General features: G+C 61.4%; 24 protein-coding genes and 1 tRNA gene. 14 read left to right on the top strand and 11 right to left on the bottom strand.

Features of this window, described 5'->3' with window-relative positions:
- Window positions 1-10 precede the first annotated feature (10 nt).
- The 4 genes from NL528_RS38720 to NL528_RS38735 form a co-directional block, all read right to left on the bottom strand.
- Window positions 11-2,692 (bottom strand): M1 family metallopeptidase, encoded by a 2,682-nt coding sequence (locus NL528_RS38720; protein WP_309179593.1) that lies wholly within the window; start codon window positions 2,690-2,692, stop codon window positions 11-13.
- A gap of 41 nt (window positions 2,693-2,733) precedes the next feature.
- Complete coding sequence (pgm, locus tag NL528_RS38725) at window positions 2,734-4,377, bottom strand: phosphoglucomutase (alpha-D-glucose-1,6-bisphosphate-dependent) (protein ID WP_309179594.1); 1,644 nt, start codon at window positions 4,375-4,377, stop codon at window positions 2,734-2,736.
- A 151-nt stretch (window positions 4,378-4,528) separates the two neighbouring features.
- Complete coding sequence (locus tag NL528_RS38730) at window positions 4,529-4,840, bottom strand: hypothetical protein (protein ID WP_309179595.1); 312 nt, start codon at window positions 4,838-4,840, stop codon at window positions 4,529-4,531.
- Window positions 4,841-4,923: 83 nt separating this feature from the next.
- Complete coding sequence (locus NL528_RS38735) at window positions 4,924-5,367, bottom strand: hypothetical protein (RefSeq protein WP_309179596.1); 444 nt, start codon at window positions 5,365-5,367, stop codon at window positions 4,924-4,926.
- 175 nt (window positions 5,368-5,542) lie between these two features.
- Between NL528_RS38735 and NL528_RS38740 the strand changes: the two genes are divergently transcribed.
- From NL528_RS38740 to NL528_RS38770, 7 genes are read left to right on the top strand one after another with little or no spacing between them, the layout of a single operon-like run.
- Window positions 5,543-5,881: a helix-turn-helix transcriptional regulator gene (locus NL528_RS38740; RefSeq protein WP_309179597.1), complete on the top strand. Its 339-nt coding sequence runs from the start codon at window positions 5,543-5,545 to the stop codon at window positions 5,879-5,881.
- Complete coding sequence (gene hyfB / locus NL528_RS38745) at window positions 5,881-7,896, top strand: hydrogenase 4 subunit B (RefSeq protein ID WP_309179598.1); 2,016 nt, start codon at window positions 5,881-5,883, stop codon at window positions 7,894-7,896. Before NL528_RS38740 ends, hyfB begins: the two co-directional genes overlap by 1 nt.
- Entirely contained in the window at window positions 7,887-8,843 is a 957-nt protein-coding gene (locus NL528_RS38750; protein WP_309179599.1) for an NADH-quinone oxidoreductase subunit H, read from the top strand. Before hyfB ends, NL528_RS38750 begins: the two co-directional genes overlap by 10 nt.
- A 5-nt stretch (window positions 8,844-8,848) precedes the next feature.
- Window positions 8,849-9,511, top strand: a complete 663-nt coding sequence (locus NL528_RS38755; RefSeq protein WP_074278117.1) for a hydrogenase-4 component E — start codon at window positions 8,849-8,851, stop codon at window positions 9,509-9,511.
- A complete protein-coding gene (locus tag NL528_RS38760; protein WP_309179600.1) occupies window positions 9,508-10,959 on the top strand; it encodes a hydrogenase 4 subunit F in 1,452 nt (483 codons plus the stop codon). The genes NL528_RS38755 and NL528_RS38760 overlap by 4 nt, the downstream gene beginning before the upstream one ends.
- 18 nt (window positions 10,960-10,977) lie before the next feature.
- Window positions 10,978-12,489: an NADH-quinone oxidoreductase subunit C gene (locus NL528_RS38765; protein ID WP_309179601.1), complete on the top strand. Its 1,512-nt coding sequence runs from the start codon at window positions 10,978-10,980 to the stop codon at window positions 12,487-12,489.
- Between the two features lie 9 nt (window positions 12,490-12,498).
- Window positions 12,499-13,035 (top strand): NADH-quinone oxidoreductase subunit B family protein, encoded by a 537-nt coding sequence (locus NL528_RS38770; protein ID WP_309179602.1) that lies wholly within the window; start codon window positions 12,499-12,501, stop codon window positions 13,033-13,035.
- A gap of 8 nt (window positions 13,036-13,043) precedes the next feature.
- On the opposite strand, the gene NL528_RS38775 is transcribed toward NL528_RS38770, so the two are convergent.
- Entirely contained in the window at window positions 13,044-13,364 is a 321-nt protein-coding gene (locus tag NL528_RS38775) for a helix-turn-helix transcriptional regulator (protein WP_309179603.1), read from the bottom strand.
- A gap of 267 nt (window positions 13,365-13,631) precedes the next feature.
- Between NL528_RS38775 and NL528_RS38780 the strand changes: the two genes are divergently transcribed.
- Window positions 13,632-14,372: a class I SAM-dependent methyltransferase gene (locus NL528_RS38780; RefSeq protein ID WP_309179604.1), complete on the top strand. Its 741-nt coding sequence runs from the start codon at window positions 13,632-13,634 to the stop codon at window positions 14,370-14,372.
- Here NL528_RS38780 and NL528_RS38785 read toward each other — a convergent pair.
- The gene (locus tag NL528_RS38785; RefSeq protein WP_309179605.1) at window positions 14,369-17,155 is read right to left on the bottom strand and encodes a UPF0182 family protein; all 2,787 of its coding nucleotides are present in this window, start codon (window positions 17,153-17,155) and stop codon (window positions 14,369-14,371) included. The two genes, NL528_RS38780 and NL528_RS38785, sit on opposite strands and share 4 nt — an antisense overlap.
- Window positions 17,156-17,894: 739 nt before the next feature.
- On the opposite strand from NL528_RS38785, the gene NL528_RS38790 reads away from it, so the two are divergent.
- Window positions 17,895-18,233, top strand: a complete 339-nt coding sequence (locus NL528_RS38790; protein ID WP_309179606.1) for a hypothetical protein — start codon at window positions 17,895-17,897, stop codon at window positions 18,231-18,233.
- A 591-nt stretch (window positions 18,234-18,824) separates the two neighbouring features.
- Here the strand turns inward: NL528_RS38790 and NL528_RS38795 are convergent.
- Complete coding sequence (locus NL528_RS38795) at window positions 18,825-19,292, bottom strand: hypothetical protein (protein ID WP_309179607.1); 468 nt, start codon at window positions 19,290-19,292, stop codon at window positions 18,825-18,827.
- A 575-nt stretch (window positions 19,293-19,867) separates the two neighbouring features.
- Here NL528_RS38795 and NL528_RS38800 point away from each other — a divergent pair.
- The 3 genes from NL528_RS38800 (at window position 19,868) to NL528_RS38810 (ending at window position 22,201) form a co-directional block, all read left to right on the top strand.
- Window positions 19,868-20,953 (top strand): site-specific integrase, encoded by a 1,086-nt coding sequence (locus NL528_RS38800; RefSeq protein ID WP_309185184.1) that lies wholly within the window; start codon window positions 19,868-19,870, stop codon window positions 20,951-20,953.
- On the top strand, window positions 20,946-21,371 hold the full coding sequence (locus NL528_RS38805) for a hypothetical protein (RefSeq protein ID WP_309179608.1): 426 nt from the start codon (window positions 20,946-20,948) through the stop codon (window positions 21,369-21,371). The genes NL528_RS38800 and NL528_RS38805 overlap by 8 nt, the downstream gene beginning before the upstream one ends.
- A gap of 182 nt (window positions 21,372-21,553) precedes the next feature.
- Window positions 21,554-22,201 carry a ParB/RepB/Spo0J family partition protein gene (locus NL528_RS38810; RefSeq protein WP_309179609.1) on the top strand — a complete coding sequence of 216 codons (648 nt, stop codon included), beginning with the start codon at window positions 21,554-21,556 and terminating at the stop codon, window positions 22,199-22,201.
- Here NL528_RS38810 and NL528_RS38815 read toward each other — a convergent pair.
- The 3 genes from NL528_RS38815 to NL528_RS38825 form a co-directional block, all read right to left on the bottom strand.
- Window positions 22,158-22,673, bottom strand: coding sequence for a DUF6538 domain-containing protein (locus tag NL528_RS38815; RefSeq protein ID WP_309179610.1), 516 nt, complete (start codon window positions 22,671-22,673; stop codon window positions 22,158-22,160). The two genes, NL528_RS38810 and NL528_RS38815, sit on opposite strands and share 44 nt — an antisense overlap.
- Window positions 22,674-22,773: 100 nt before the next feature.
- Window positions 22,774-22,848: transfer RNA gene (locus tag NL528_RS38820), tRNA-Glu, on the bottom strand.
- Window positions 22,849-23,072: 224 nt separating this feature from the next.
- A complete protein-coding gene (locus NL528_RS38825; protein ID WP_309179611.1) occupies window positions 23,073-23,411 on the bottom strand; it encodes a hypothetical protein in 339 nt (112 codons plus the stop codon).
- Here NL528_RS38825 and NL528_RS38830 point away from each other — a divergent pair.
- Window positions 23,410-24,459: an RluA family pseudouridine synthase gene (locus tag NL528_RS38830; protein ID WP_309179612.1), complete on the top strand. Its 1,050-nt coding sequence runs from the start codon at window positions 23,410-23,412 to the stop codon at window positions 24,457-24,459. The genes NL528_RS38825 and NL528_RS38830 overlap by 2 nt on opposite strands.
- 216 nt (window positions 24,460-24,675) lie before the next feature.
- Complete coding sequence (gene rpoH, locus NL528_RS38835) at window positions 24,676-25,575, top strand: RNA polymerase sigma factor RpoH (RefSeq protein WP_309179613.1); 900 nt, start codon at window positions 24,676-24,678, stop codon at window positions 25,573-25,575.
- 235 nt (window positions 25,576-25,810) lie between these two features.
- Here the strand turns inward: rpoH and NL528_RS38840 are convergent, their stop codons facing one another.
- Window positions 25,811-26,326: a phage tail protein gene (locus NL528_RS38840; RefSeq protein WP_074273323.1), complete on the bottom strand. Its 516-nt coding sequence runs from the start codon at window positions 26,324-26,326 to the stop codon at window positions 25,811-25,813.
- Between the last annotated feature and the right edge of the window lie 21 nt (window positions 26,327-26,347).

Here is a 26,347-nt window from a genome sequence, read left to right on the forward strand (position 1 = left end):
ACCGCCTCCTTTATTTGCGCTCCCTGATCCAGGCATCGACCGGCGGCAGCGCGCGCGCCTTGAGATCGGCCGAGATCGCAATCGACTCCAGCGCCCGCGCCACCATCACCCGGCCGCCGCTGGTCGACTGCGCCGGCGCAAAGGCTTTGAGTTCGGCGGCATGGGCGTCGTCGGTGAAATTGGTCATGAAGTTCGGAACGAACTGGTCGCGGAACGACGGCCCTTGTCTGGCGAGCAGTGTATCGAAATTCTTCTGCACGAAAGCCCACGCCAGATCGGGCTGTTCGCCGGCGGAAGCGACCGTACTGATCAGGCCCGAGACGATCGTGCTCGGCAGTTCGTCGGTCAGGGTCAGCGCCAGCGTGTCGCCTGCCAGCGTCGCATCGCGCGCGCTGGCCGCCGCGTAATAATAACGCACGCGCTCGTTGGTGACGGTGCTTTTGCGCGCCAGCGCCAGCAGCGTGTCGTAGGTCGGCCGGTCGGCGCTGATGCCGACGAGATGGGTGACGGCGTCGCGCAGCGCGTTGGGCAGCGATTTCGGATCCTGCAGGAAGCCCGCGAACCGCCGTTTGGCCTCAGTGAGGATGTCCTGGTCTCCGAACTCGCCGAGCGCCCCGATCAGGCTGGCGCGCAGCAAGGTGGTGTCATCATCGCCCGAGCCGCTGCCCTCCCAGCCCAGCCGGTCGAACACCGGGCGCAATCTGGCGCGGGCATAGGCCTGCAGCGCCGGGCGCTCGGCGCGATCGCGCGCCAGACGATTGAGCCCGGTCAGGGCGCCGATCACCTGGTCCCACACCGCGCGGCGGTCGTCGGGGCCGAGCGCCTTGATCAGGGCGAGATAGGTCGGCGGCTCGGCTCGCCCGGCCTGCACCAGCGCCCAGCTATCGGCGACGAAATTGACGCGATCCTCCACCGGCATCTGCGCCAGCGACTTCATCAGCGCGGCGCGGCTGTTGGGACCGTATTCGACGCGGTAATAGCCGATATCGCCGAGATTGACCTTGATGGCTTCGCCGCAGCTGCCCGCGGCAATGTCGGCACTGCCCTGAAGCAGCACGACGTCCGCCGGCCGCGTGACGGGCAGCGGCCCGAGCGCGACCGGGATTTGCCAGCTTCGCGGCGGCAGCGGCGCCGCGCCGGTCGTTTGCCTCGGCGCGATCACGAACCGGTCCTGCCGCAGCGTCATGCGCTGCGCATCGCCGGTGCACGCGGTCTCGGCTGTGATCAGCGGCACGCCGTCCTGCTCGGTGAAGGAGGCGGCGATGCCGGTCACGGGTTTGCCGGCCGCGCTTTCCAATGCCTGCCAGAGATCGGCGGTGGTGGTGTTGCCGTAGGCGTGCGCAACCATGTATTTGCGGATGCCGTCGCGGAACGCTCCCTCGCCGAGATAGTTCTCCAGCATACGGATCAGCGCCTGGCCTTTGTTGTAGGTGATGGCGTCGAACGCGACGGTGGCCTCGCTGTGGTCGGCGACCGGCTGCTGGATCGGATGCGAGGTCCGCCGCGCGTCGAGCGCCAGCGCGAATTGCTTCTGGCCGTAGCCGTTCAGCCAGTTCTGCCATTGCGGATAAAACTGTTCCGACGCCTTGGTCGCCATCCAGCTCGCAAAGCCCTCATTGAGCCAGAGATTATCCCACCAGCCCATGGTGACGAGATCGCCGAACCATTGATGCGCCATCTCATGCGCCAGGATGTTGAAGATGCCGCGCCGCGCGCTATCCGCGTTGGTCGCGGGGTCGAACAACAGCCGGCTTTCGAAGAAGGTAATGCCGCCCCAGTTCTCCATGGCGCCGCTGAAGCCGCCCGGCACCGCCAGCAGATCGAGTTTCGGCAGCGGATATTTGACGCCGAAATAATCGTTGTAATACGCCAACAGCTTCACCGCGCTGTCGAGCGCAAAGCGGCCCTGCCCGCTTTTGCCTGATGTCGTGACCACGCCGACGGTCACGCCATCGGCGTCCGCGGTCAGGCGTTCGAGTTCGCCGACGGTGAGCACGAACAGATAGCTCGACATTTTTGGCGTCGGCGCGAAGGCGACCTCTTTCAGGTTTGATCCTGCCGGCTCCTCGCGCACGACCGGCATGTTGCCGACCGCCAGGAACGAGCTTGGCACCGTCACCGTCAGCGCGAACGTCGCCTTGAACGCGGGCTCATCCCAGCATGGAAAGATCCGTCGCGCGTCGGCCGGCTCGAGTTTGCTCGAGAGCAGCCGCTTCGTGCCGTTGCCGGTCGGATAGTCGACGTAAAAGAGGCCGGTGCCGAATTTGTTGATCCGCGCCGTGAACGCGATCCGTAAGCGGTGCGCGCCGGGCGTGATCGGCTGCGCAAAGCTGAGCGTCGCGGTCTGCGCACCGGCATCGAGCGTAACATCGGCGCGCTGTGCGTCGTCGTCGAGGCCGGCGGAAGCGAAACTCGTGTCGACGGCATTCAGCGTCAGCCGCGTCACGGGCTCGCGCACCTCGATATCGACAATCTCGACACCGGGAAGCGCGAGGCTTTCCAGATCCGGCGTCAGCTCGATCGCGTAGTGGACGGGAATAACCGTCTTCGGCAGCTTTCCGGGCGAGCTGTCGAAGGAGAAAACCGGCTCGGCCAACGCAGCGCCGGACAGCGACAGCAGCAGCGCGATGGCGGCGGCAACGCTCCGCAGCAGGAATGCCGGCAAGACCGCTGTGGCGTGAGGCTGCTTCATGCTTTTCCCTGCCGGCTTAGAAAAGGGGGCTCCCGTGCGGGTCAGTCGAACACCCGCGCGAGGGCGGACTGGGCCTCGCGCTGGATCAGGCTCAAATGGCTCTTGTCGCGAAAACTCTCCGCATAGATCTTGTAGACGTCCTCGGTGCCTGATGGTCTCGCGGCGTACCAGCCCGTCTCAGCCTCGACCTTGATGCCGCCGAAGGATTGATCGTTGCCGGGCGCCTTGGTCCTGACAGCGCGGACCGGTTCGCCGGCGAGCTCCTTCATATTGAGTTGCTCCGGCCCCAGCGCCTTCAAGGCGCTTTTTTGCTTCGGCGTCGCCGGCACGTCGATTCGCTCGTAGAAGGGAACGCCGATCTCTTCGGTCAGTCCGGCAAACAACTGACTGGGATCGCGGCCGGTTTTGGCGAGGATTTCGGCGGCCAGAAGCCCCATCACGATGCCATCCTTGTCGGTGGTCCAGGCCGAGCCGTCCCGCTTCAGGAACGACGCGCCGGCGCTTTCCTCGCCGGCAAACCCGAATGCGCCGGAGCCAAGTCCATCGACGAACCATTTGAAACCGACCGGGGTTTCGACCAGCTTGCGCTTCAGCTTGGCTGCGACGCGGTCGATGATCGAACTGCTGACGATGGTCTTGCCGATCGCCGCCCGCTGTCCCCATTCCGGCCGATGCTTGAACAGATAGGCGATCGCGGTCGCCAAAAAATGGTTTGGGTTCATCAGGCCGTTCGAGCGCGTCACGATGCCGTGCCGGTCGGCATCGGTATCGTTGGCAAAGGCGACGTCGAATTTGCCGCGCATCCGGATCAGGCTGGCCATCGCAAATGGGGAAGAACAATCCATCCGGATCTTGCCGTCCCAGTCCGCCGTCATGAAGCGGAATGTCGGGTCGACGGCGTCGTTCACGATCGTGGCGTTGATCCCGTAATGTTCGATGATCGGCTGCCAATAGTGAACGGCCGCGCCGCCGAGCGGATCGATGCCGATTTTCACACCGGACGATTTCACCAGCGCCATGTCCACGACGTTGCCGAGATCGGCGACGTAGGGACCGATATAGTCGTAGAGATGCGTCGATTGCGCCTTGCGGGCCCGCTCGTAAGGCATCCGCGCGACGCCCTTGAGGCCGGCGGTGAGATAGGCGTTTGCATTCTTTTCGACGATCGCCGTGACGTCCGTATCGGCCGGGCCGCCATGCGGCGGATTATACTTGTAGCCGCCGTCCTCGGGGGGATTGTGCGAGGGCGTGATGACGACACCGTCGGCGAGGCCGCTCGTCCTGCCCTTGTTGTAGCTCAGGATCGCGTGCGAGATCACCGGGGTTGGCGTGAAGCCGCCGCGATCGTCGATCATGATGTCGACGCCGTTGGCGGCAAATACCTCGATGGCGCTGGCCAGCGCCGGCTCAGCGAGAGCGTGAGTGTCGATGCCGATGAACAGCGGGCCAGTCAGGCCGTTGGCGCGGCGGTAATCGCAGATCGCCTGCGTCGTCGCCAGGATATGATCTTCGTTGAAGGCATTCCTGAACGATGAGCCCCGGTGTCCCGACGTGCCGAAGGCAACGCGTTGCAGGGGATCACCCGGATCGGGCTTGTTCGCGAAATAGGCCGTCACCAATCGCGGCACATTGACGAGAGAAGCGGGATCGACCGGTTTGCCTGCGGCGGGATTGGGTGCAGTCACATGACCTCTCAGGGGCGATAGCGGCTCTGAAGGATCACTTTATACCCGGAACAGGCATCAGGAGTCATCGATAGAATAACAACTCACTCAGGTCGATGCGAGCGAGCCGAAAATTGCTCAGCCTCCATTGAGAGAAACGAGCACGCCTGCGTCACTCATCTCTTGTCCTGATAAAATGGGCTTTCGAGCGAGCGGGGTGCTGTCTCGCCTCTCGCGACAGGCCAGCAAGAGAAAACCCGAGCTCCGCAGGCATCGGGCAGAAAGGCGAGATATCCTCTTGCGCCAACGTCACGATGTCCTCTTGCGGCAACGTCATGCCGTTTTCCAGCCAATCACCGGCAACAGAGAAGGTGATCAGGATCGTCAGACAAACCAGCAGGACGATGACGCCGGCAAGCGGGCGCGTCCTGCACTGAACGTCGCGACCTGCCGCTCCGCAACTGTTTGTCGTGGGTTCCGTCATGCATACCTCGGAACCCGAGTTAGGTCGCGGCCGCAGCGCTTTCAATGTCCAGCAAGCCGATTTCGACGACTAGTCAGCGCTCATCAATGCAATGTGATGACACTCGGTCGCCTTGTCCGCCGGAACAGGCATTCGATGCACATTTCCTGGGCGGCAACGGCCTGCGGCGTGCCAACCGTCGACATGATTGAGAAATAATTCAAAAGCCGGTCGCCTTTGACGAGGCTCAGGGGAATGACGGGCATGAAGCGCAACACGACAGGATTCTTCCACTCGCTGTTCACATCGGGATAGGCGAGCGATGCCCTGGGCAATTCCTTGGTTTTTTCGTCTACGACGCGCCCGACCGACTCCCGATAGCCGCGCTCGAACAGCCACCTTGCCGCATCCTGCCAATTCGGCGCATGCCCTTGGGGTCGAACATGAGGTGCAGCACGGATCATTATCGCGACCACACTTCCCACGTCACCACGCATACCGCACAACGCCCTTGCCGGCGTAGCTGCGGGCGCAAGCGACGTTGCCATGACGATCGCAGCGCTGAACGGTTCGGCGCCCGGTATGCCGCGCCCCCCCAAATCCGCATTCCATCGCCCGAGAGGCATCCCTTAGAATAGATATTTCAGATATCATTTATTGACACTTTAACATCATTAGTTAGGATGCAGGAATGATGTTTGATATTGGCTGGGGTTCCGACCGATGATCACGGCAGCTCAATTGCGGGCTGCCAGGCTGCTTCTCGGCGTCGATCAGCGCCGGCTCGCAAAACTCTCCGGGCTCTCCGTGCCGACCCTCCAGCAAATGGAGGCGAGCGAAACGATGGTTCGAGGCAATGTCGATTCGCTGGTCAAGTTGATCGCCGCATTCGACGCCGCCGGGATCGAGATGATTGAAGAAGGAGCCGTCAGCCATTCGCAGGGACGCGGGGTGCGTCTGAAGATGAATTCGGGTTCGGCCAAGGCTTATCTGGACGATAAGGCCTATCTGGACAATCAGGCAGAGCACAAAACGTCGATCGGCACGCGGGGGCGCGTTTGATGGCTCCCGTCGTCTTGCAAATGTCATGTGTCGCGGGATTATTGGGGATCGCCGGGCTTACGATCTTCCTGAGCCGCGCCAAGAGCGCCACGGCGATCGTTTACAGCCTCACGCTGGCTGTTTCCCTGCTCGCCTTGTTCGGGTCGATCCGCTCGCTGCTCGGCGGCGTGCCTGATATCTCCGACCTGACCTTGCCGATCGGACTACCGTGGCTTGGCGCCCATTTCCGCATGGATGCGCTCGCATCGTTCTTTCTCGTGGTGGTCAATCTGGGGGGTGCGTCGGCAAGCCTCTATGGCCTCGGCTACGGCCACCACGAACCAGCACCGCACCGCGTGCTGCCGTTCTTCCCCGCCTTTCTGGCCGGGATGAATCTGGTGGTGCTGGCGGACGATGCGTTTTCCTATCTGCTGTGCTGGGAATTCATGTCGCTGGCTTCCTGGGCGCTGGTCATGGCGCATCATCGCGAACCCGGCAACGCCAAGGCGGGTTATGTCTATCTCGTGATGGCGAGCTTCGGCACGCTCGCCTTGCTGCTGGCCTTCGGCCTGCTGGCCGGACCGGCGGGAGATTACGGATTTGCCGCCATCCGCATCGCCCAACACACCCCCTATGCAGCAACGTTGGTGCTGATCCTGATGTTGCTCGGCGCCGGTTCAAAGGCCGGCCTGGTGCCGTTGCACGTGTGGCTGCCGCTCGCGCATCCGGCGGCGCCAAGCCATGTTTCGGCGCTGATGAGCGGCGTCATGACCAAGGTCGCGATCTACGGCTTCATTCGCGTCATCTTCGACCTCTTGGGACAGCCTACCTGGTGGGCCAGCGTGGTCGTGCTGATCCTCGGCGGCATCACCGCCGTCATGGGGATCCTCTATGCGATGATGGAAAAGGACCTGAAGCGCCTGCTGGCCTACAGCACGATCGAGAATATCGGCGTCATCTTCGCAAGCCTGGGCCTTGCACTGGCCTTTCAGGCCAACGGCCTCAAGCTCGCGGCGGCGCTGGCCTTCACCGCGGCGTTGTTCCACGTGCTCAACCACTCCTTGTTCAAAAGCCTGCTGTTCTTCGGGGCCGGCGCCGTCCTGACCGCGACGGGCGAGCGCGACATGGAAAAATTGGGCGGCCTCATTCATCGCATGCCGCAGACGAGTTTCGCCGTTCTCGTCGGCTGCGTCGCGATCTCGGCGCTTCCGCCCTTCAACGGCTTCGTTTCGGAATGGCTGATGTTCCAGGCCGTGCTGCAAAGTCCGGAACTGCCGCAATGGGCGCTGAAGATCACGGTGCCCGCGGTCGGCGCGCTATTGGCCCTGGCGGCGGCGCTGGCCGCGGCGTGCTTCGTCAAGGCCTACGGCGTGACGTTTCTCGGACGGCCGCGCGGAGCGGCGGCTGAAACCGCCCATGAGGTCGACCGCTACTCGCTTGTCGCCATGTTCATCCTTGCCGCGCTCTGCTTGCTGGCCGGAATCCTGCCGGGGCTGGTGATCGACGCGCTTTCACCGATCACAACCGCGATTCTAAGTGGCCGGATGCCGATCCAGGCCAATGAACCCTGGCTTTCGATCGTGCCGATCGCGGAGAGCCGCAGTTCATACAACGGATTGCTGGTGATGGTGTTCATCACGATATCCGCTTCCCTTGCCGTCTTCTTTATCCATCGCTTCGCCTCGCATGCGCTGCGGCGGGGGCCTGCCTGGGGCTGCGGCTTTTCCGATTCCACGCCCGCGGCGCAGTATTCGGCGGGAAGTTTTGCGCAGCCGATCCGCCGCGTGTTCGGCACGCTGCTGTTCCACGCCCGCGACCATGTCGAGATGCCGGCGCCCGGAGATACCAGGCCGGCACGGCTCCGAATCGAATTGCACGATCTGGTTTGGGAGGGAATGTACGCGCCAATCGCGGGCGCGGTCGGCTATTCCGCCGATTGGCTCAACCGCCTGCAATTCCTGACCATCCGGCAATATCTCAGTCTGGTCTTCGCCACCCTCGTCACGCTGCTGCTGGTGCTCGCGATATGGTCGTGATCTCCGACATCATCGTCCAGGGTGTGCAGATGCTGCTGGTGCTGTTGCTGGCGCCGCTGCTGACCGGCTTCGTACGCAAGATCAAGGCGCGGCTGGTGCGTCGCCAGGGCGCATCCATGTTTCAGCCCTATCGCGATCTGCTGCGCTTGCTGCGCAAGGAGGTGGTGCTGGCCGACAACGCCTCGTGGCTGTTCCGCGTGACACCCTATGTGACGTTCGCCGCGATCTGGGTTGCCGCCGCCTTGGTGCCGACCTTTGCGACCGGCCTGCCGTTCAACTGGACCGCCGACCTGATCGCCATCGTGGCGCTGCTCGGAAGCGCGCGGTTCTTTCTGGCGCTCGCAGGAATGGATGTCGGCACCAGTTTTGGCGGCATCGGATCCAGCCGCGAAGTCATGATCGCGGCATTGGCGGAGCCTGCGATGCTGCTGATCGTGTTCTGCATGGCGCTGGTTGCCGGCTCGACCCAGCTTTCGACGGTCGCAAATTTCCTGGCCTCGTCCTACGTCGGCTTACGGGTATCGCTGGGGATGGCGCTGATCGCGCTCATCATGGTGGCGCTCGCCGAGAACGCGCGCATTCCGGTCGACAACCCGGCCACGCATCTGGAACTCACCATGGTGCATGAGGCGATGGTTCTCGAATATTCGGGACGTCACCTCGCGATGATCGAGTTCGGCGCCTTTCTCAAGCTCCTGCTCTATATCTCGCTGATCGCCTGCGTGTTCCTGCCCTGGAAGATCGCGCTGTTCGGCACCGGCCCGCTGGCCTACGCCATCGGCGCCGGCGCCTACATCGTCAAACTCGCCGTCGCCGGCTTTTTGCTGGCGCTGTTCGAGACGGCGACGGCGAAGATGCGGGTTTTCCGCATTCCACAGTTTCTCGGGGCCGCGCTGATGCTGGGCCTGCTCGGTACGTTGCTTCTGTTCGTGTCGAGGAGCTTCTGATGCAGATGCACAGCCTCGCCTTCGACGTCTCGCATACGCTGGCCGGCGGGCTGGTCCTGATCAGCTTCATGATGCTGTATCAGGACCGGCTCTATTCGCTGCTCAACGTCTTTGCGTTCCACGCCGTGGTGCTCGCGCTTTCCGTCGCCTGGCAGGCCTTTGTCCAGCAAGCGCCGCATCTCTACATCACGGCGGCCATCGCGCTCGTGTTCAAGGCGATCGTCATTCCGGTGGCGCTGCACCGCATCGTCAAGCAGCTTGGCATTCATCGCGACATCGAGTCGGCCGTCGGCATCGGCCCGACCATGCTGGCCGGGATGGCCCTGGTCGCGCTCTCGATGGTGCTCATGCTGCGGGTCACCGCCGAGGCCGATCCGCTGGCGCGCGAGGATCTCGCCTTCGCCCTCTCGGTCGTGCTGCTCGGACTTCTGGTCATGGTGACGCGGCGCAATGCCGTCAGCCAGGTCGTGGGATTCATGTCGCTCGAGAACGGCCTCGTGCTGGCGGCTACGGGCGCCAAAGGCATGCCGCTCGTGGTCGAGATCAGCGTCGCCTTCTCGATCCTGATCGCCTTCATCGTGATCGGCATCTTCCTGTTCCGGATCCGCGAACGCTTCGATTCCGTCGATGTCTCCGCGCTCGACGACTACCGGGGCGAGCACCGATGAGCGCGGCTTCCTTCGATCCCGTGGCCGCAGTGCTGCTGATCCCGATCGGCTCGGCGGCGTTGCTGGCCGCGCTGCCCGGCTACCGGCTCACCGCGCGCCTGAACGTCGTGGCCAGTTTCGCGACATTCCTGGCGGCGCTGTCGCTGTTCGTGATCGAGCGTCCGCAGCCGGGACCCTATGTGCTGGTCGACGACCTCAACATCGTCTTCATCGTGCTCAACACCTTCGTCGGCTTCACCACCAGCATCTTCAGCGCTAGCTACATCGCCCATGAACTCGAAACCGGCCAGTTGACGCCGCTGTACATGCGTTTCTACCACGCCATGTACCAGACCATGATGTTCGGCATGAATCTGGCGTTCGTGTCGAACAATATCGGCCTGATGTGGGTCGCGGTGGAAATCGCAACGCTCACCACGGTGCTGATGGTCGGCATCTATCGCACCCACGCCGCGCTGGAAGCGGCGTGGAAATATTTCATCCTTGGCAGCGTCGGCATTGCCTTCGCGCTGTTCGGCACCATCCTCGTCTACATGGCGGCGCGGCCGATCGTGGGCGAAGGCCAGGACGGCATGGTCTGGACGCTGTTGATCCGGCATGCCGCCGCCTTCGATCCGGAGCTGCTCAATGTCGCCTTCATATTCCTGTTTCTCGGCTACGGGACCAAGGTCGGCCTCGCGCCGCTGCACGCCTGGCTGCCCGACGCGCACGCCGAGGGTCCGACGCCGATATCGGCCGTGCTGTCGGGCCTGCTGCTGAACGTCGCGCTCTATGCGCTGTTGCGCTTCAAGATATTGCTCGTCGCCAATCCTTCCGCGATCGCGCCGGGCCCGCTGATGGTGACGATGGGCCTGGTCTCGCTGATCTTCGCGGCGTTCATGCTGTACCGCCGGCGCGACATCAAACGGCTGTTCGCCTACTCCTCGATCGAGCATATGGGCATCATCGTGTTTGCGTTCGGAATGGGCGGCCCGCTGGCCAATTTCGCCGGGCTGCTGCACATGGTGATGCACAGCCTGACCAAGTCGGCGATCTTCTACGCCGTCGGTCATATCTCGCAGATCAAGGGCACGCAGCGGATCAACCGGATCCGGGGCCTGACCGTGACCCATCCGGTGCTTGGCTGGGGTTTTGTGGCGGGCGTCATCGCAATCGCCGGACTGCCGCCGCTCGGCATCTTCATGAGTGAATTTCTGGTCGTGAGTTCGACCTTCGCGCGGCAGCCGCTGCTCGCCATCGCGCTGGTGTTCGGGCTGCTGCTGGCCTTCGGCGCATTGACGTTGCGCCTGACCAGCGTGGCGTTCGGCCAGCCTCGCGGCAGCTCGGCGTCGGCGGACGCTTCCTACGTGCCGATGTTCGCGCATCTTGCACTGGTTCTTTGCGCGGGAATCTATCTTCCCGCGCCGCTCGTCGTCTGGTTCCAGCACGTCGCTCGTCTGCTTGGATAGTTGAGGGATGAACGGGATATGCCATCGCTGATCGATCTGATGCAGGAAGGCCGCACGATCCAGCAACACAGCCCATGGCCGCGCGCCGTAGCCGATGCACATCTCTGGAATTTTGCGGCAAGCGAACTGGCGCAGGGACGCTGGAGCCTGCTTGGCCTCTGGGGTGAGCCCTCGACGGTACACATGGCGATCATCGATCGGGACACAGCGGATATCGCGGTTGTCAGCCTGGATTGCCCCGATCGCGTTTATCCCTCGGTCGGAAAATACCATCCGCCGGCGCTGCGATTGGAGCGCACGATCAACGACCTGTTCGGATTGTTCGCGCAAGACTTGCCCGATAGCCGCCCCTGGCTCGATCAAAACCGTTGGAGCGTGCGGTTTCCCTTAGGGGATCGCATCAGCGCGTTGTCGACAACGGCGCCGTACCGCTTCCTCGCGGCGGAAGGCGATGGCCTGCACCAGATCGCCGTCGGTCCGGTGCATGCGGGCATCATCGAGCCCGGGCATTTCCGGTTTACCGCCAGCGGTGAGACCGTGGTCCGGCTGGAACAGCGGCTGGGATATACGCACAAGGGTATCGAGGGGCTGATGCGCGGCGCCAGCGTCGAGCGCGGCGCGCAACTGGCCGGACGCGTATCCGGCGACAGCACCGTCGCCTATGCTTACGCGTTTTCGAAGGCCGTCGAGGCGGCGCTGCAACTTGCCGTGCCGGACCGCGCGGTCTGGCTGCGGGCGCTGCTTGCTGAGCTTGAAAGGCTTGCCAATCATCTCGGCGACATCGGCGCGATCTGCAACGACGCGTCCTTCGGCTTGATGCAGGCCCATTGCAACGTGCTGCGCGAGGACGTTCTCCGCGCGGCGAACACAGCCTTCGGTCACCGCCTGATGCGGGACGTTATCGTTCCCGGCGGGCTTGTTCGCGACCTCGACGAGAACGGGCAAGCGGCCATCCGTGCGACGCTCGACAATATCCCCGTTCGCTTTCCCGCACTTGTCGAACTCTACGACAACACCGCCTCGCTTCAGGATCGCACCGTCGGCACCGGCGTCGTCACGGCGGCCCTGGCAAAGCAATATGCTGCGGGAGGCTATGTCGGCCGTGCGTCCGGGCGCGCCTTCGACACCCGCCGCGCTCCCGGATATCCCCCGTATGACGATCTGCGCTTCGAGGTACCGGTGCTCGACGAGGGTGACGTGAACGCCCGGGTCTGGATTCGGATTCGTGAAGTGGAGCAGAGCCTTTCGCTGGCAAATCAGATTCTGGACCGGCTTCCCGGCGGCCCGCTGCGCGTACCGGTCGGCGCCGCGGCGGGACCGCGCGAGGGCATGGCGCTGGTCGAAGGTTTCAGGGGCGACATCATGGTCTGGCTCCGGCTCGACGGCGGCCGCATCGACCGCTGCCATCTTCGCGATCCGTCCTGGTTTCAGTGGCCGCTGCTCGAGGCGGCCATCGAGGACAACATCGTCGCCGACTTTCCACTCTGCAACAAATCGTTCAACTGTTCCTATTCCGGCCAGGACCTGTAGGAGAAGGCGATGCGCAAACTTCTCTTTCAAAGTTTTTTCCAGGGACCGTTCACGGAGCCAGCACCCGCGCTGGACCCGACCGCCGTCGAGGAACTCGCGGCGGCGCTGCAGCGCGCCGCGCGGCGGCGCCTCGGCCGAAGCCTCTCGATCCGCGAAATCGACGCTGGATCATGCAACGGGTGCGAGCTGGAGATCCACGCGCTGAACAATGCCTATTACGACGTCGAACGTTTCGGCATCCGGTTCGTCGCCTCGCCCCGCCACGCCGACGTTCTCATGGTCACCGGGCCCGTGACCAAAAACATGCGCGATGCGCTGGAGCGAACCTATCATGCGACCCCGGATCCGAAATGGGTCGTTGCGGTGGGAGATTGCGCGCGGGATGGCGGGTGTTTTGCCGGCAGCTACGCGGTGGTCGGAGGGGTCTCGCAGGTCGTTCCCGTCGATCTTCATATTCCCGGCTGTCCGCCGCCGCCGGTTACGATTTTGCAGGGACTGCTCGCCCTGCTCGATCGAACGGCCAAAGACGCCACATCCATTGCTTGAGAGCAACGTCAGCGGGTCCGTTCCAATGTCCGCGGCAGCGAAGGTTTGGACTGCTTGATGTTCTTGATCTTTGGCTTCGTCACGTGTTCCCTGAGACGAACGCCGCGACCACCTGTCGAACTCGTCATCCCCGGATTGATCAATTCGATCCCTGCATTCTCCAGTGCCGAAACCAGCTTCATCAGGGAATCGACGTTGCCGCGGATCACGCCGTCGCTCGCTTCCATGCGCTGGATGGTAGGGACCGAAAGATCTGCAAGGTCGGCGGTTTGCCGCTGATCAATGTTCAGGAGCGCACGGGCCGCCCTGAGCTGGTTGGCCGTAATCATGAAAAGGCGGTCTCCGCTGAGATTGGCATCGAATATATCTACACCATACGAATTGGTGCTTCAAGCATCAAATCAGATGCAAAATATATCATCGGGGGTTCGGCCCCTTGGAACAGCCCCGAGCTGTCCGAGGCTTGTCGCGAACCCCGCACCAGATGCGGAAACATTATGCGCCCTTCCTGAAAGTGTTGGCGTACTACACGTCACATGATAATAGATGTTCTGTGCATCTATTCTGATGCTCAACTCTTTACGTGGTTATCCGCCGTGAAATTGCTGGGACGCTATCAAGGCAGGAACGGCTGGATCGATATCGTCGAGTGCTCCTGGGACGGCACGCGCGTGTATTTCGAGGAAGGCGTGCGGCAAAGCCAGGCAACGCCCGACGGCGAAAGCGTGTTCACCTACGTCAAGCTGATGGACGAACTTCTGTTGCGCTCCCGACACATCCTCGTGCTGGGCTGCGGCGGCGGAACGCTTGCGACCAGGCTGTCGCGCCTTGGCAAGCGGCTGACCATCGTCGACAACAACCCGATCAGCTTCATCCTCGCACAACGATATTTCGAGCTGCCGGACGAATTGCCCTGCATCGTCTCGGACTTCCGGAAATTCGTGTTCGACGACCGCGCCTACTATGACGGCATTGCTATCGACGTCGGCGGCCCCGGATTTCGCTTCATGGAAGAGTTCGATACCGAGACCTGCGACGCGATCCGTTCCCGCCTCGCACCGGGCGGGCGGATCGTGATGAACGTCACGGTCGCAAACGACATTGATCCGACGCCTGACCGGATCGCCGCGCGGCTTGCCGGTGAGGAATTGCAGACATGGATCGTCGATGAGCAAGGCATCGAGGACCGTAACGCCGTCATCGCCTGCATTCCCGGGAAGACACTCGGTTCGCGTCCCGCGCTCGATCGCGTCATGCGCCAAAGCCACGAACGGTGGGCGATCCGCCGGGGAAGATCGCGCAGCCGCGGTCCCTTAAGCGAAGCTCAATCGCGCTAGTGGCCCGTGGATTGACGGTTCATCTCCTCCAAGGGCTTGCGCATTGCATCGAACTGCGCGCCGAAGCCTTTCCAATCTCCGGACTTCAATCGCTCCACCGCTTGATTGTAGCGATCAAGCACCTCCCGCGCTTGACTTGCCTCTGCGCCTGTCACGGGCATCCCCTCCGTGGTGTTTGAAACTGCCGGCGCAGCGCCGGGTTCCACGAACAGCGCTGACAAGGCCTCGGCGAGGGTCTCCCTCATCACCACATGTTCACCGTCGGCTGCGATCACGCGTTTCAGCTCCGGCAGGTGTCCCTGCTCCGCGCGCATATAGAGCGGCGTCACATAAAGGATCGAGTTCTCGATCGGGATCACGAGCAAGTTCGCGCCGCGGATCACCCGCGAGCCCATCTGATTCCACAGCGTGAGTTGTTGCGATATCTCGGTATTCTGATTGATCCGCGCCTCGATCTGGAACGGCCCGTAGACGAGCCTCTCCTTGGGGAACTCGTAGACAATCAGCTTGCCGTAGTCGGGCGCGTCACAACGCGCAGCGAGCCACGCGATCATATTGTCGCGGCGGCTCGGCACCATGGGGAGCATGAGGAAGAACTCGGCCTGCGGTTCGCCGGGCAGCCGCATGATGATGTAATATGGGGCCATCGTTGCGATGCCGTCGCCGCCCGGCTGGCGCGGGAATTGCCAGAGATCCTCACGGTTATAGAAAACGTCGGCGTCCTCCATGTGGTAGCTCTGATAGAGCCGCGCCTGAATCAGGAACAGGTCCTCCGGATAGCGAATGTGCTTCTGCAGCTCGGCCGGCATGGCCGAAAACGGCTTGAACAAGTTCGGAAAGATGCGCTGGTAGGTGCCGGCGACGGGGTCGCCGGTGTCCATCAGATAAAAGTCAACGGTTCCGTTATAGGCATCGACGATCACCTTCACTGAATTGCGAATGTAGTTGAGATCCATGTCTTGCGCCGGCTGCGCAGAAGGGAAATAGGAACTCACCGTATAGGCGTCCTGCATCCAGAACATCCGCCCGTTGCCGATGACCAGATAAGGATCGTGATCGAGCATGAGGAACGGCGCGATCATTCGTACCCGCTCCTCGATATTACGGCGGATCATGATCCGGCTGTCGGTGGTGATATAGCTTGAGAGAATCAGGTTTGGATCGTTGAAGTAAAAGGCAAACAGGCCTCTCCACACCATCGCCCCTATCGGAATGCCACCCGTACCGTCATAAGCCGCGTAGGCATTGTCTTTCCCCTTCGGATAGTCGAACTCAGGTGTGCTTCCCTTGACGATGACGTAGCTGTCGGGCTCTTCGCCGAAGTAGATGCGCGGTTCATGGATCTGGGGGCCTCCGTCCGCCACCGGAGGAATGTCGCGCAGATAGAAGAATGGCAGCCCTTCAGTGCTCTTGCGAGTAACCGGGCTCATCACCGCCCCGTTGCCGTGCGTAAACAGCACGTGGCGGTTGACCCAGGTCTGGGCATTCGGCGGCAGCAAGGAGGGCCGCAATTCGCGAGCCGAGAGCATTACGCTCTGGTAGGAGCCGTCGAGCCAGTAGCGATCAACGTCAAGATCATGGAATTTGTAGTAGGTGCGGATCTCCTGCAGCTGCGCGTAGGTATTCGACAGGGGCAGCCAGTCCCACAGCCTGATATTCTCGATTGTCGCCTTGTTGGCGTCGAGCATCTTGGAAGTAAGCTTCTGTTCGGCAGCAAACGGCTTGGCCGCGATCCGATCGAGATTGTATGCCTGCCGGGTCGCGGCGATGTTGCGTTCGATGTAGGGCTTCTCCAGCTGCAACTCGCTTGGTTTGACAAACACCCGCCGGAACAACGCGGGAGCTACGCCGGTCAGCACGAACGAGCCGATCACGACGAGCATGAACGCAGCGGCAGGAAGCCGGTAGGTCCTCATCCCAAGGTTTGCCAACGCAGTCAGCGCCGCAATGACCGACAGCCCGATCATTAGCCACAGGCCCGGCAGCCCGACATGGATATCGGTGTAGCTTGCGCCGACGACAACGCCGTTGTCGCCATAGAGCAGCAGATAACGGTCAAGACCGTAGGACCAGGCTTTCACGAGGAAAAGGAGGCCGAGTAATGCCGAGCCGTGCGCAACTACCGTCGGCGACACCGATTGGCGATGAATGTCATATTCAATGTCGCCATGCACCCAGTAGATCGTTGCGGCAAACAGCGCGCTCAGAACGAGTGTGAGCAGCATCCAGTTCTTGATGAGGATATAGGCCGGCAGTACGAAGAGATAGAAACTGATGTCGTTGTTGAAGAGCGGGTCGTCTGCACCGTAGGGGACGTGATAGAAGAACCGCAGGATGACGCCCCAATTACCGACTTCTGCCGCGGCAACCAGCAGAGCGAGCAAACCTGCGCCGCCCGCGATAATCCAGGACCATGGCAGCCGATCGCGCATGACCGAGAACAGGTCGGGCGGCGGCACATTGCCCGCAAGACTGGACACGAAGGCGGCAACGGAATGCGTCGGCCGCCGTCGGGCAAAACGCCCCGCAAGCCATCCGTTCAACCAAAGGACGACAGCAGTTCCGATCCAGACCGCAAAAAGGACGACGACTTTAGCGCCGATTGTTGTCCAGAAAACCTGCAGATAACCGATCGACGAAAACCACAACCAGTCAACCAGGAAGTCGCTCGCGAGCCCAAGCAGGATCAGGCAAATCCCACCGACAATGGCCGCAATGATGACCCCGACCAAGGCGCTATGTCTTGGTACCTTCCGTTCGGGTCCGGTAATCCCGATCGTCATGGCTTGAGCATAGCCGAAATGAGGGACGCCTGCCGCCTGAATCGTTGATCGGGATTGTGCGTCAGGGCGGTGGACGCGGGTGCACGAAACTCCCTCGCCCGGAACTGAGGAACGAAGCTGATCTGAACGCCTGGGGTCAGGGCCGGACCAGCCGATCGCTTCCGCCCTGGTCAGCCTGGCCCCGCGTCAAGGAAGCCGTCCAGCAAGAGCATGACGCTTCCCCGCATGCCGCCCACGGAACTGGCGTCCGTGTTCGCAGTTTTGTCCGGAGTGGCGGTAAAGTGGCGCGCCATTCAGAATAAAACTGCGAACTCATATGTTATTGAGATTGCAGTATAATGCTGTTAGGCGCCCCGCGGATATTGAGACGCAGGTCCTGCCAATGCGTATCGCACCGCGCCTTTGCCGGCATCACTGCGGGTGACGTCGGATAACTCCCCTTCGAAGGTGCGCGATCCCAAAATATTGAAAACAACCCCATGCAAAGTAACAGGCGGCCGGCATGGATGCTTCGAAAGCACGTTGACACGTCGGGCAAATCACGGGCATTCCTTCATCATCCCGCAATCTTGTAAGCGCCCGTCGCTCCGCCAATGGCGGGCTGTTTCGGTTGGATTGCGGCTCAAAAATGCTCACCCACAATTGAAATTGCACCGGCTCGCCGCGGCGAACGATCGCCTGCGCGTGGCCCAACGGCGCGCTTGCCGGCGCGTGCCAAAGAATATGGAGGAATATGGACATGAACATCGCTCCCAACCTCACTATGCCAACGGCGATCGCTTCAACCGACCAGGCCAAAGCTGCCGCAGCCCCGCGGATAACGCTTCTGTCGCACGGCTTCTCGATCGACCATCCTGATCCGGAGCTCGGCGAACAGCTCATGGCTGACGCACTGGGGGTCGCCGACCGCGATGCGATGCATGGCATCCTCCGACAGCTGGTAAAGGCCAGCGTGAGCGGCGGGAATTCCGACGAGGTCAATCTCGCTTTCATGATTTCGATGGTGAAGAGCATCAAGCCGAGGGACTCCGTCGAGGCCATGCTGGTGGCGCAGATGGTTTCGGTTCACCTTCCTTGAATGAAACCTTGTCAGGAATGGTGAAACGTCTCACCAGCAATCCTGCGAAAATGTGCACAGAGGCATTCGGTCTCTATGGACCAGATGGTTCTGAGTATAAGGATTGGCTGAAAAAATCACCGTCTGGCCGGATTGAGTTTGGTCCCAATCTCTGTGCGCTGGATCGGGAGTGACACCTTTCGTGTGACCTCGGCTCACCGAGATCATCAATCGTTTTAGCATCATCACCCGGACTATCATCATCCGGTGTAATAGCTGCCTCGGCACGACGTCCGCGCCGAGGCTGTTTCTTGGCGCATATCTGGCCACACGCAAAAAGCCGCCAAGGTCTCCCTCGACGACTCGTGCCGTTGCGTTTGCGTAGAGGTACTGTGTCGAGCGGTGCTCGAACGCAGCCCGTGCTCGCTCTTATTTGGACGCACGCGACCTTCAATGAGGCCGGTGGGTGCGTTGCCAGGGTGTCGGGCCAACGATCCCCGATCCTTATGAAATGTGACTGGCGGCGATGCGCTTCAAGCCAGCACTACTGTCCCATTCGATGAAATGGCACAGCGGGGTTTCAATTGAGCGCCCTTCGACCATCATCAGCGATCAAGATTCGCGGCCCTCATATATTGGTTTCCATCTGGCGTGCAGAAAGGTCTCAAGCATAGAGAGAATTCGCCTCTCAAAGGAGTCCGGAAGCAAGATATTAATGCGGTCAGTGTGCTCCTTGATCCAAGTACCTACGAAGTTGGTGTGCAGCGGCGCAATGCCAATTTTGCTCGGATACGTCAAAATAGATTTGGCAAGATTGCTGCCGGCGCTATTTGGATTGTAATGCTGTGATCGATATCGGGCGTCGCTGTTTGGTCCCGCGATGCCAACCTTCAATGCTTGTCCGTTGAGAAAGAAACAATAAACCGCCATCTTTCCGGTCGGAAGCCCGCTGGGCTTGTGGGGCTTGTTGAGAACTTCGACCCTAATCTTGCTTGGGTCACACTCAGTTCCTGCTAGTGCGCCGACGTTTGCAAAATCCCTAAGTGCAGCGGTGGTCATTTCTCCCAAAATTTTGGTCACGACGACATTTCCCAAGCTTGCAACACATCAACAATATCAGACATTTCCCAAAGCCGCTTGGTAACATTTCCCGCCATCGCGGGCGGGTTATGCGCTGCCCTTGGGCAGGAGCGAGATATTTTTGGCGGGTAGCATCGGTTTGCAATGACGGTCCGGAAATGCCTTACGGGTTGTCAATCTTTAACGAACATGATGAGAAGCGAAGCGTCATGGGGCAATTACAAATGAAAAAGCTTTTCACGATTGGCCATCTTCGTCCAGCTCATCCTCGGGTACCTTAGTCGGATCAAAGGGGGGGCGCGGCGGGGCCCAGTGCTCCATGAGCGCCTCCGGTAAACCAAAGCGGCACGGCCTATCATAATCTTTGCATCGAAAGCGCCAAGGCGTTTCTGAAGGCCCTTGATGACATTGGGCTTCGTTATGCGGGTGCAGTTATTGAAACTCCGCGCCTACCTGATTCCAAGCCCTTAGCTGGGCATGGCGAAGGCGGGACACTGCAAGAGGCGCTGGAAGGCTGGAAGAAGCACCGCGTTAGGCCCAAGGGCACCGTGAATGAGACGAGCCGTGCAGTGGACATGTTCATCCAGCTCCACGGAAACATGGCTGTGGCGGCAATCAAGAAGCGGCACGCGCTGGAATACCGTAAGGCCCTTCAAGAGGTCCCGCGCCACCGCACTGGCAGCCTGCTAGGGGCCACGTTGCCGGAGCAAGCCGCCTGGGGCCGCGAGCACCCAGAAGCGCCACGGATCACCGCAGCCACCATCAACAAGCAACTTGGCGGCGTGCAAGCCATCTGTGTATGGGCCAGCGATAATGGCTTGATCCCCGATGACGTGCAGTGGGCCGACCCCTTCAGCAGACTGAGATTGCCAACGGAACGCTCTGAGCGAACGTCGTTTGAGGTTGCAGAATTACAATCCCTGTTCAACGCGCCGCTGTTCACCGAACACCGCTTTCCACTTGGTGCCCACGGAGCGGCCGGGTTTTGGCTGCCGGTGCTTGCGCTCTACGCCGGAGCGAGGCAGGCAGAGCTAGGCCACCTCACCGCTGACAACGTGAAGGTTGATGCCAAGACTGGTGTGGCTCTGCTCTACTTCGTGACCGAGAAAGCACGGGGCAAGCGGACTAAGACAGACGCCTCAGAGCGCGTTGTACCCGTCCACCAGGAAGTGATCCACTTGGGTTTTCTGGACTACGTAGAGGCCCGCCGCAGTGCGGATGGTGTGGATGCTTGGCTATTCCCTTCCCTAGCACCAGACAATGGGAGCGCCGGTGTGCCCGCGTGGTCGAAATGGTTTGGTCGGTATCTGCGTGACGAAGGGGGCGTGACCGACAAAGCCAAGGTCTTTCATAGCTTCAGGCATACAGTGAAGGACGCGCTGCGTAGGGGCGGCGCTGACCATGAGATACGTGAGGACCTTATAGGCCACGCACAAGCGTCCACTGTTAGTGGCGGCTACGGTGCCAATGCCATGCTGTCCCGCTGGGGCGCTGCGGCGCTATCTGACGCCATCAATCGCATCACCTATCCCGGCCTTGACTTGTCGCGTGTCAAGCCACTGGGCGTACCACCGCGTACACGCGACACCACCAAAGCAACCAAGAGACACCGGGCGCATAACGCCGGGACACCAGCGAAAGCATCACGCACACATGACTAACGCACACACGCCAGTTGGCTACAAGTCGCTATTGTCGGACGAGACTAGACAGGCAGCTAAAGCCTTGCGCTTGGCACTAGAGCCTTTCGTAGCACTCAATCCGACAATCCCAGCCAGCTACATTATTAGCTTTCTGGCGGTCGCTGAAAAGGAAGGGCGCGCGGTCTCCGAGTACGCCCACGAAGCCGGGATGTATAAAGCCGTCATGACACGCCACCTGTTGGACTTAGGAGAACGCGACAGGCGCGGCGGCGAAGGCATGAACATCATTGAACAGCGGCGCGACAGACAAGACCTTCGAATTAATCGATCCTTTATCAGTGAGAAGGGCGCGGCTTTGCTTTCGAAAGTTAGGCGCGCATGGGAAGTTAGTAACAGGAAGAACGCCAATCAGATTGAAGAGCCAACGGAGCAGTGATGGCGACTAAACGAAAAGAGACAGATAGGCGGCGCGCCATCACACGCGCAGGCATCAAGAGGCCCGGGGACACAGGACAAACCGTAGACACCCTCGCGGCGAAGCTAGCTGCTAATGCCGGGGGGGTACGAAAGCACGCGGCGTCGGGCGCTGTAGTGGGGCTCAAGCGGAAGGACATCCGCGTGGCTGAGAAGGTGTTCCAGTGGAGAATACCTCAATACAACATGATTCCTAGCGACGACCATATTCTCGAATTGGCGAAGGCTGCACAGAACACGGGCGCGCTAGAGCCGATTCTCGTCTTTCCAGTGGCTGATAAGCACTACGTGATGGACGGGCATCACCGTCTAGCCGCCTACATCACGGCAGGGTGGAAAGGCGATATCCCGGCAATAGTGTTTAACGGCAGCTTGGATGAAGCCGTCCGGGAGGCACTGGGGCGCAACACTAAAAACAAGCTGCCCATGACAACTAAAGACAAAACAGAGGCGGCATGGAGGCTAGTGAAGGAGGGCAAGCCGGGAGATTGGCCGGACAGTATCAGCGAGACAATGGCACTGTGCGGAGTCGGGAAAGGCACAGTGAACCGGATGCGCGATGCGTGGACGAAGTTGCACAGCGGGCAATACGAGGGGATTGGAGACCTTAGTTGGAGGCAGGCACAAGACACGCTAGAGGGGAAGGAGAAGCAGGCGTTTGACAAAGATAGCTGGCTCGAGGAACGAGCGCAGAACTTAGCTGACGGGATCATCCGGGCGAAGCTGCGCCTGTCGAGGGATATCGAAGTCACCGCTCTAGCGCTTGAGATGCTAGACCCCGGGTTAGCGTGATACCAAAGCTTGCTAGGGCGTTTTGGGCGTGCTGCTCGGCGAAAGAAACATCCCCGACAGCAAACTGCTGTCTACAATCTTGTAAGATGTCCCTCAGAACATCCGCGTTAACATTCTCGCCGTGTGGTCCGATTGTCTCTAGCCTGCGCGAAAACCTTAACGCTTCATCTTCCTTCAGCGCCGTGGCGTACACCCACTCGGCCATTCGCTTTATCTGCGCATCGGAGAGCGACGATATTACGGGACGTTCTTTGAGCAGGGCCTCGGCAGTGGCCAGTGTCCGATTGAAGTCTGCCAAGACGTGCGTGGCAGCAACGTTCGCTTCCTTCAACACCTTGGTGCCGAGGGATTTCTTGAGAAAGACCTGCTTGGGTTTCTCGGAATTGAGGACGCGCGCGACTACTTCTTGGAGGCGTTCAGGCACCTTCCGCTGAGCGTAGTACGTCCCGTGTCTGTCCTTGATCAGTCCCATCAACGCACGCATCAAAGCTACGACCTAGTGCTACCACCGGAGCGCAGTCAAAGCCATGATTTGCGGGATGTTTTTGAAATCTCAGCGCTTCTAGAGCCGCTGGCGCTCCCTAGGGGAATCGAACCCCTGTTTCAGCCTTGAGAGGGCCGCGTCCTAACCGCTAGACGAAGGGAGCGTGTGTGGCAGGGAATAGCTGCGAATTCCGCCGGCTGCAAGACGGAAGCTTCTATTCGTCATGCCCGGGCTCGACCCGGGCATCCACGTCCTGGCTGCCAAATGAAGAAAGGCGTGGATGGCCGGGTCATAGGCGAGCGGAAGCGACGCCGTCCTTCGGACGGCTATGCCCGGCCAACCGCCTTCGTCCGAAGGCGGACTTCGGCGAGTCAGGTGACGGAGACCTCAGGGCTCGATGACGAATTTGAGCTTTCCGGCGGGTTTTAGCGTCTTCGCGTCAAACGTGTGGATTTCGGTCACACCGCCTATATCAAGCGTCACCGCCAGCCGGTCGCCGGCGACGCCGGTGGAGACGATGCGGGCGCCCTTCGGCAAGGCCGCGGTCATGTCGGTGGAAGCGGCCGTCGCGCTTCCCTCGCCGCGATAAAGGCGGTAGCCAACGGCGATCAGGACGACGGCCACGGCCAGCGCCGAGGTGAGGCCTGCGATCAGCATCATCCGCCGCACCCGCGCGAACAACGCGGCCTGCTCGGGGGTCGGTTCGGGCGCAACGGTATCGGTCATGCAACATTCTTCTTTTGAACAAGGCTCTGCTTTGGAACAAGGCTTTTCGTCGAATAGCGGTCAACGGCTGGAAGTCACGGTCGGTGGCGACGAGGGCTCGCTCCGGCTCGACCGCGTGCTCGCGGTGCTCCGCCCTGAACTGTCGCGCTCGCGGCTGAAGGCGCTGATCCTCGCCGGTTCCGTCGCCGCCAAGGGTGCCCCCATCCGCGACCCCGCTTATCATGTCGCGAAAGGCGATACGATCACAATCGACGTTCCGGAAGCCACCCCGCCCGAGCCGGGGGCCGAGGATATCCCGCTCGACATTACTTACGAGGACGACGACATCATCGTCATCGACAAGCCGAAAGGCCTGGTGGTGCATCCCGCCGCCGGTCATGAGACCGGCACGCTGGTGAATGCGTTGATCGCCCATTGCGGCGCCAGCCTTTCCGGCATCGGCGGCGTCAAGCGGCCGGGCATCGTGCACCGGCTCGACAAGGACACCACCGGACTGATGGTGGTGGCCAAGAATGACCGCGCGCATGCGTCGCTGACCGCGCAATTCGCCGATCACGGCCGCACCGGGCCGATGCAGCGCGGCTATATGGCCTTTGTCTGGGGCGTGCCGACCCGCCAGCGCGGCACCGTGGACGCGCCGATCGACCGGCATCCCTATGCCCGCGAAAAGATGGCGGTGCGCGAAAGCGGACGCGAGGCGGTCACCCATTGGGAGTTGCGCGAGGCGTTTTCCGGGCGCGACGGCAAGCCGGTGGCCTCGCTGCTGGCCTGCCAGCTCGAGACCGGACGGACCCATCAGATCCGCGTGCACCTGTCCCATCTCGGCCATCCCCTGATGGGCGACACCGTTTACGGCTCGCACTTCAAGACCAAGGCCGGCCACCTCGGGCAGAAGGCCCAGGCGGCCCTGACCGCCCTCGGCCGGCAGGCCCTACATGCTTACCTCCTGGCCCTGGAACATCCCCGGACCGGGGAACTTTTGCATTGGGAAGCGCCTTTGCCGGAGGATTTGCTTCTCCTGCAAAGCGCCCTCGAAGCGGCGCTATGACGCAGGGCCTTTGGAAAAGTGCTGTTATGCCAACAGGTTATGGCAGCCACACGGGGACGTGACGTCAGCAATCCTTCCCTATCGGCCTCGTTTTGGTGTATGTTGCACCTGCGTTGAATATCCAACGCGGAACATCGCAGGCCGACCGGCTTTGACAAAGCGGCCGTCTGCCGGGCCCGCCGCTATCGGGGGCCTGAACCACTGGAGGGCGCTAGAATGGCCCGTACAGCTACCTTACCGGTTCTCAATGGAGAATCCGGACTTTCCCGATACCTCGCCGAGATCCGCAAATTTCCGATGCTGGAGCCCCAGCAGGAATACATGTTCGCCAAGCGCTGGCGCGAACATGACGATCGCGACGCGGCACATCACCTTGTCACCAGCCATCTCCGGCTCGTGGCCAAGATCGCCATGGGCTATCGCGGCTACGGCTTGCCGATCTCCGAGGTCGTCTCGGAAGGCAATGTCGGCCTGATGCAGGCGGTCAAGCGGTTCGAGCCCGAGAAGGGCTTTCGGCTCGCTACCTACGCCATGTGGTGGATCAAGGCGTCGATACAAGAGTACATCCTGCGTTCCTGGTCGCTCGTGAAAATGGGCACCACCGCGAACCAGAAGAAGCTGTTCTTCAACCTGCGCAAGGCGAAGAGCAAGATCTCCGCGCTGGACGAAGGCGATCTTCGCCCCGACCAGGTGGCAATCATTGCCAAGCGCCTCGGCGTGACGGCTCAGGACGTGGTCGACATGAACCGCCGTCTCGGCGGCGATGCGTCGCTCAACGCGCCGATCCGTGACGACGGCGAAGCCGGCGAATGGCAGGACTGGCTGGTCGATAACTCGCCCAACCAGGAAGCCATGATGGCCGAACATGAAGAGTTCGATCATCGCCGTCAGGCGCTGAACGGCGCCATCGGCGTGCTCAACCCCAGGGAACGCCGCATCTTCGAAGCGCGCCGTCTGGCGGAAGAGCCGATGACGCTGGAAGATCTCGCCGCCGAATTCGGCGTGTCACGCGAACGCGTGCGGCAGATCGAGGTCCGCGCCTTCGAGAAGGTGCAGTCGGCCGTCAAAGGCACGATCGCCCGGCAGGAACAGGCCGCACTGGAAGCCGCGCTCTAAGCACGCGGTCAAGGCAAGAGGTAACGAAAGCCGGCGGCAACGCCGGCTTTTTGTTTGGGGGCGCTCGGCTTCGACACAAGGACTGTCGTCCTCCGCGAAAGCGGGGGACCCAGTACGCCGCGGCGGTCGAGAGACGACGCGCAACAGCTACGGCCTCTGGAACGCTGGATCGCCCGGACACCTATCGCGAAGACGCGCTTCGCGCTTTTGCCGGGCGACGACGATCGAGATTCAACTACCCGAAGCTCGGCTCGGCCGGCTCCACCACCGCGGTGTCGCGCTCCCAGCCTTCGTTCTCGAGCTTGATATGCTGGATCGCCACCGCATTGGCGTTGGCGTCGAGATCGGGCAGCGCCTGATATTCGGAAACCCAGCAGCGAAACACCTTGTAGGACAGCACGAGCTGACCGGCTTCGTTGAACATGTCGATGGTGATGTCCTTGCGGAAGTCCTTCAGCGACACTTCGGACCCCGGTGCTGCGCCAAAACTCCAGACCTTGTTGGCCCATTGCTCGAACGCCGGGTCGTGGGTGACGCCGCGCTCCAGCGTGATCGGATCGAACCGGGTAATGCCGGGCGATTTGCGCCACATCGAGGGATCGCCGCCCTCGCGATGCTCGACCACTTCGGTGGTCCGCCTGAGCGCGCTGACTTTTGAGATGCCGGCGACGTACTGGCCATCCCATTTCACGCGGAATTTGAAATTCTTGTAGGGATCGAAGCGCTGCGGATTGACGGTGAATTCGGCCATGATCCAAAACCCTTCAAGTTG

Origin of the sequence: Bradyrhizobium sp. Ash2021, assembly GCF_031202265.1 — a bacterium.
GTDB lineage: Bacteria > Pseudomonadota > Alphaproteobacteria > Rhizobiales > Xanthobacteraceae > Bradyrhizobium.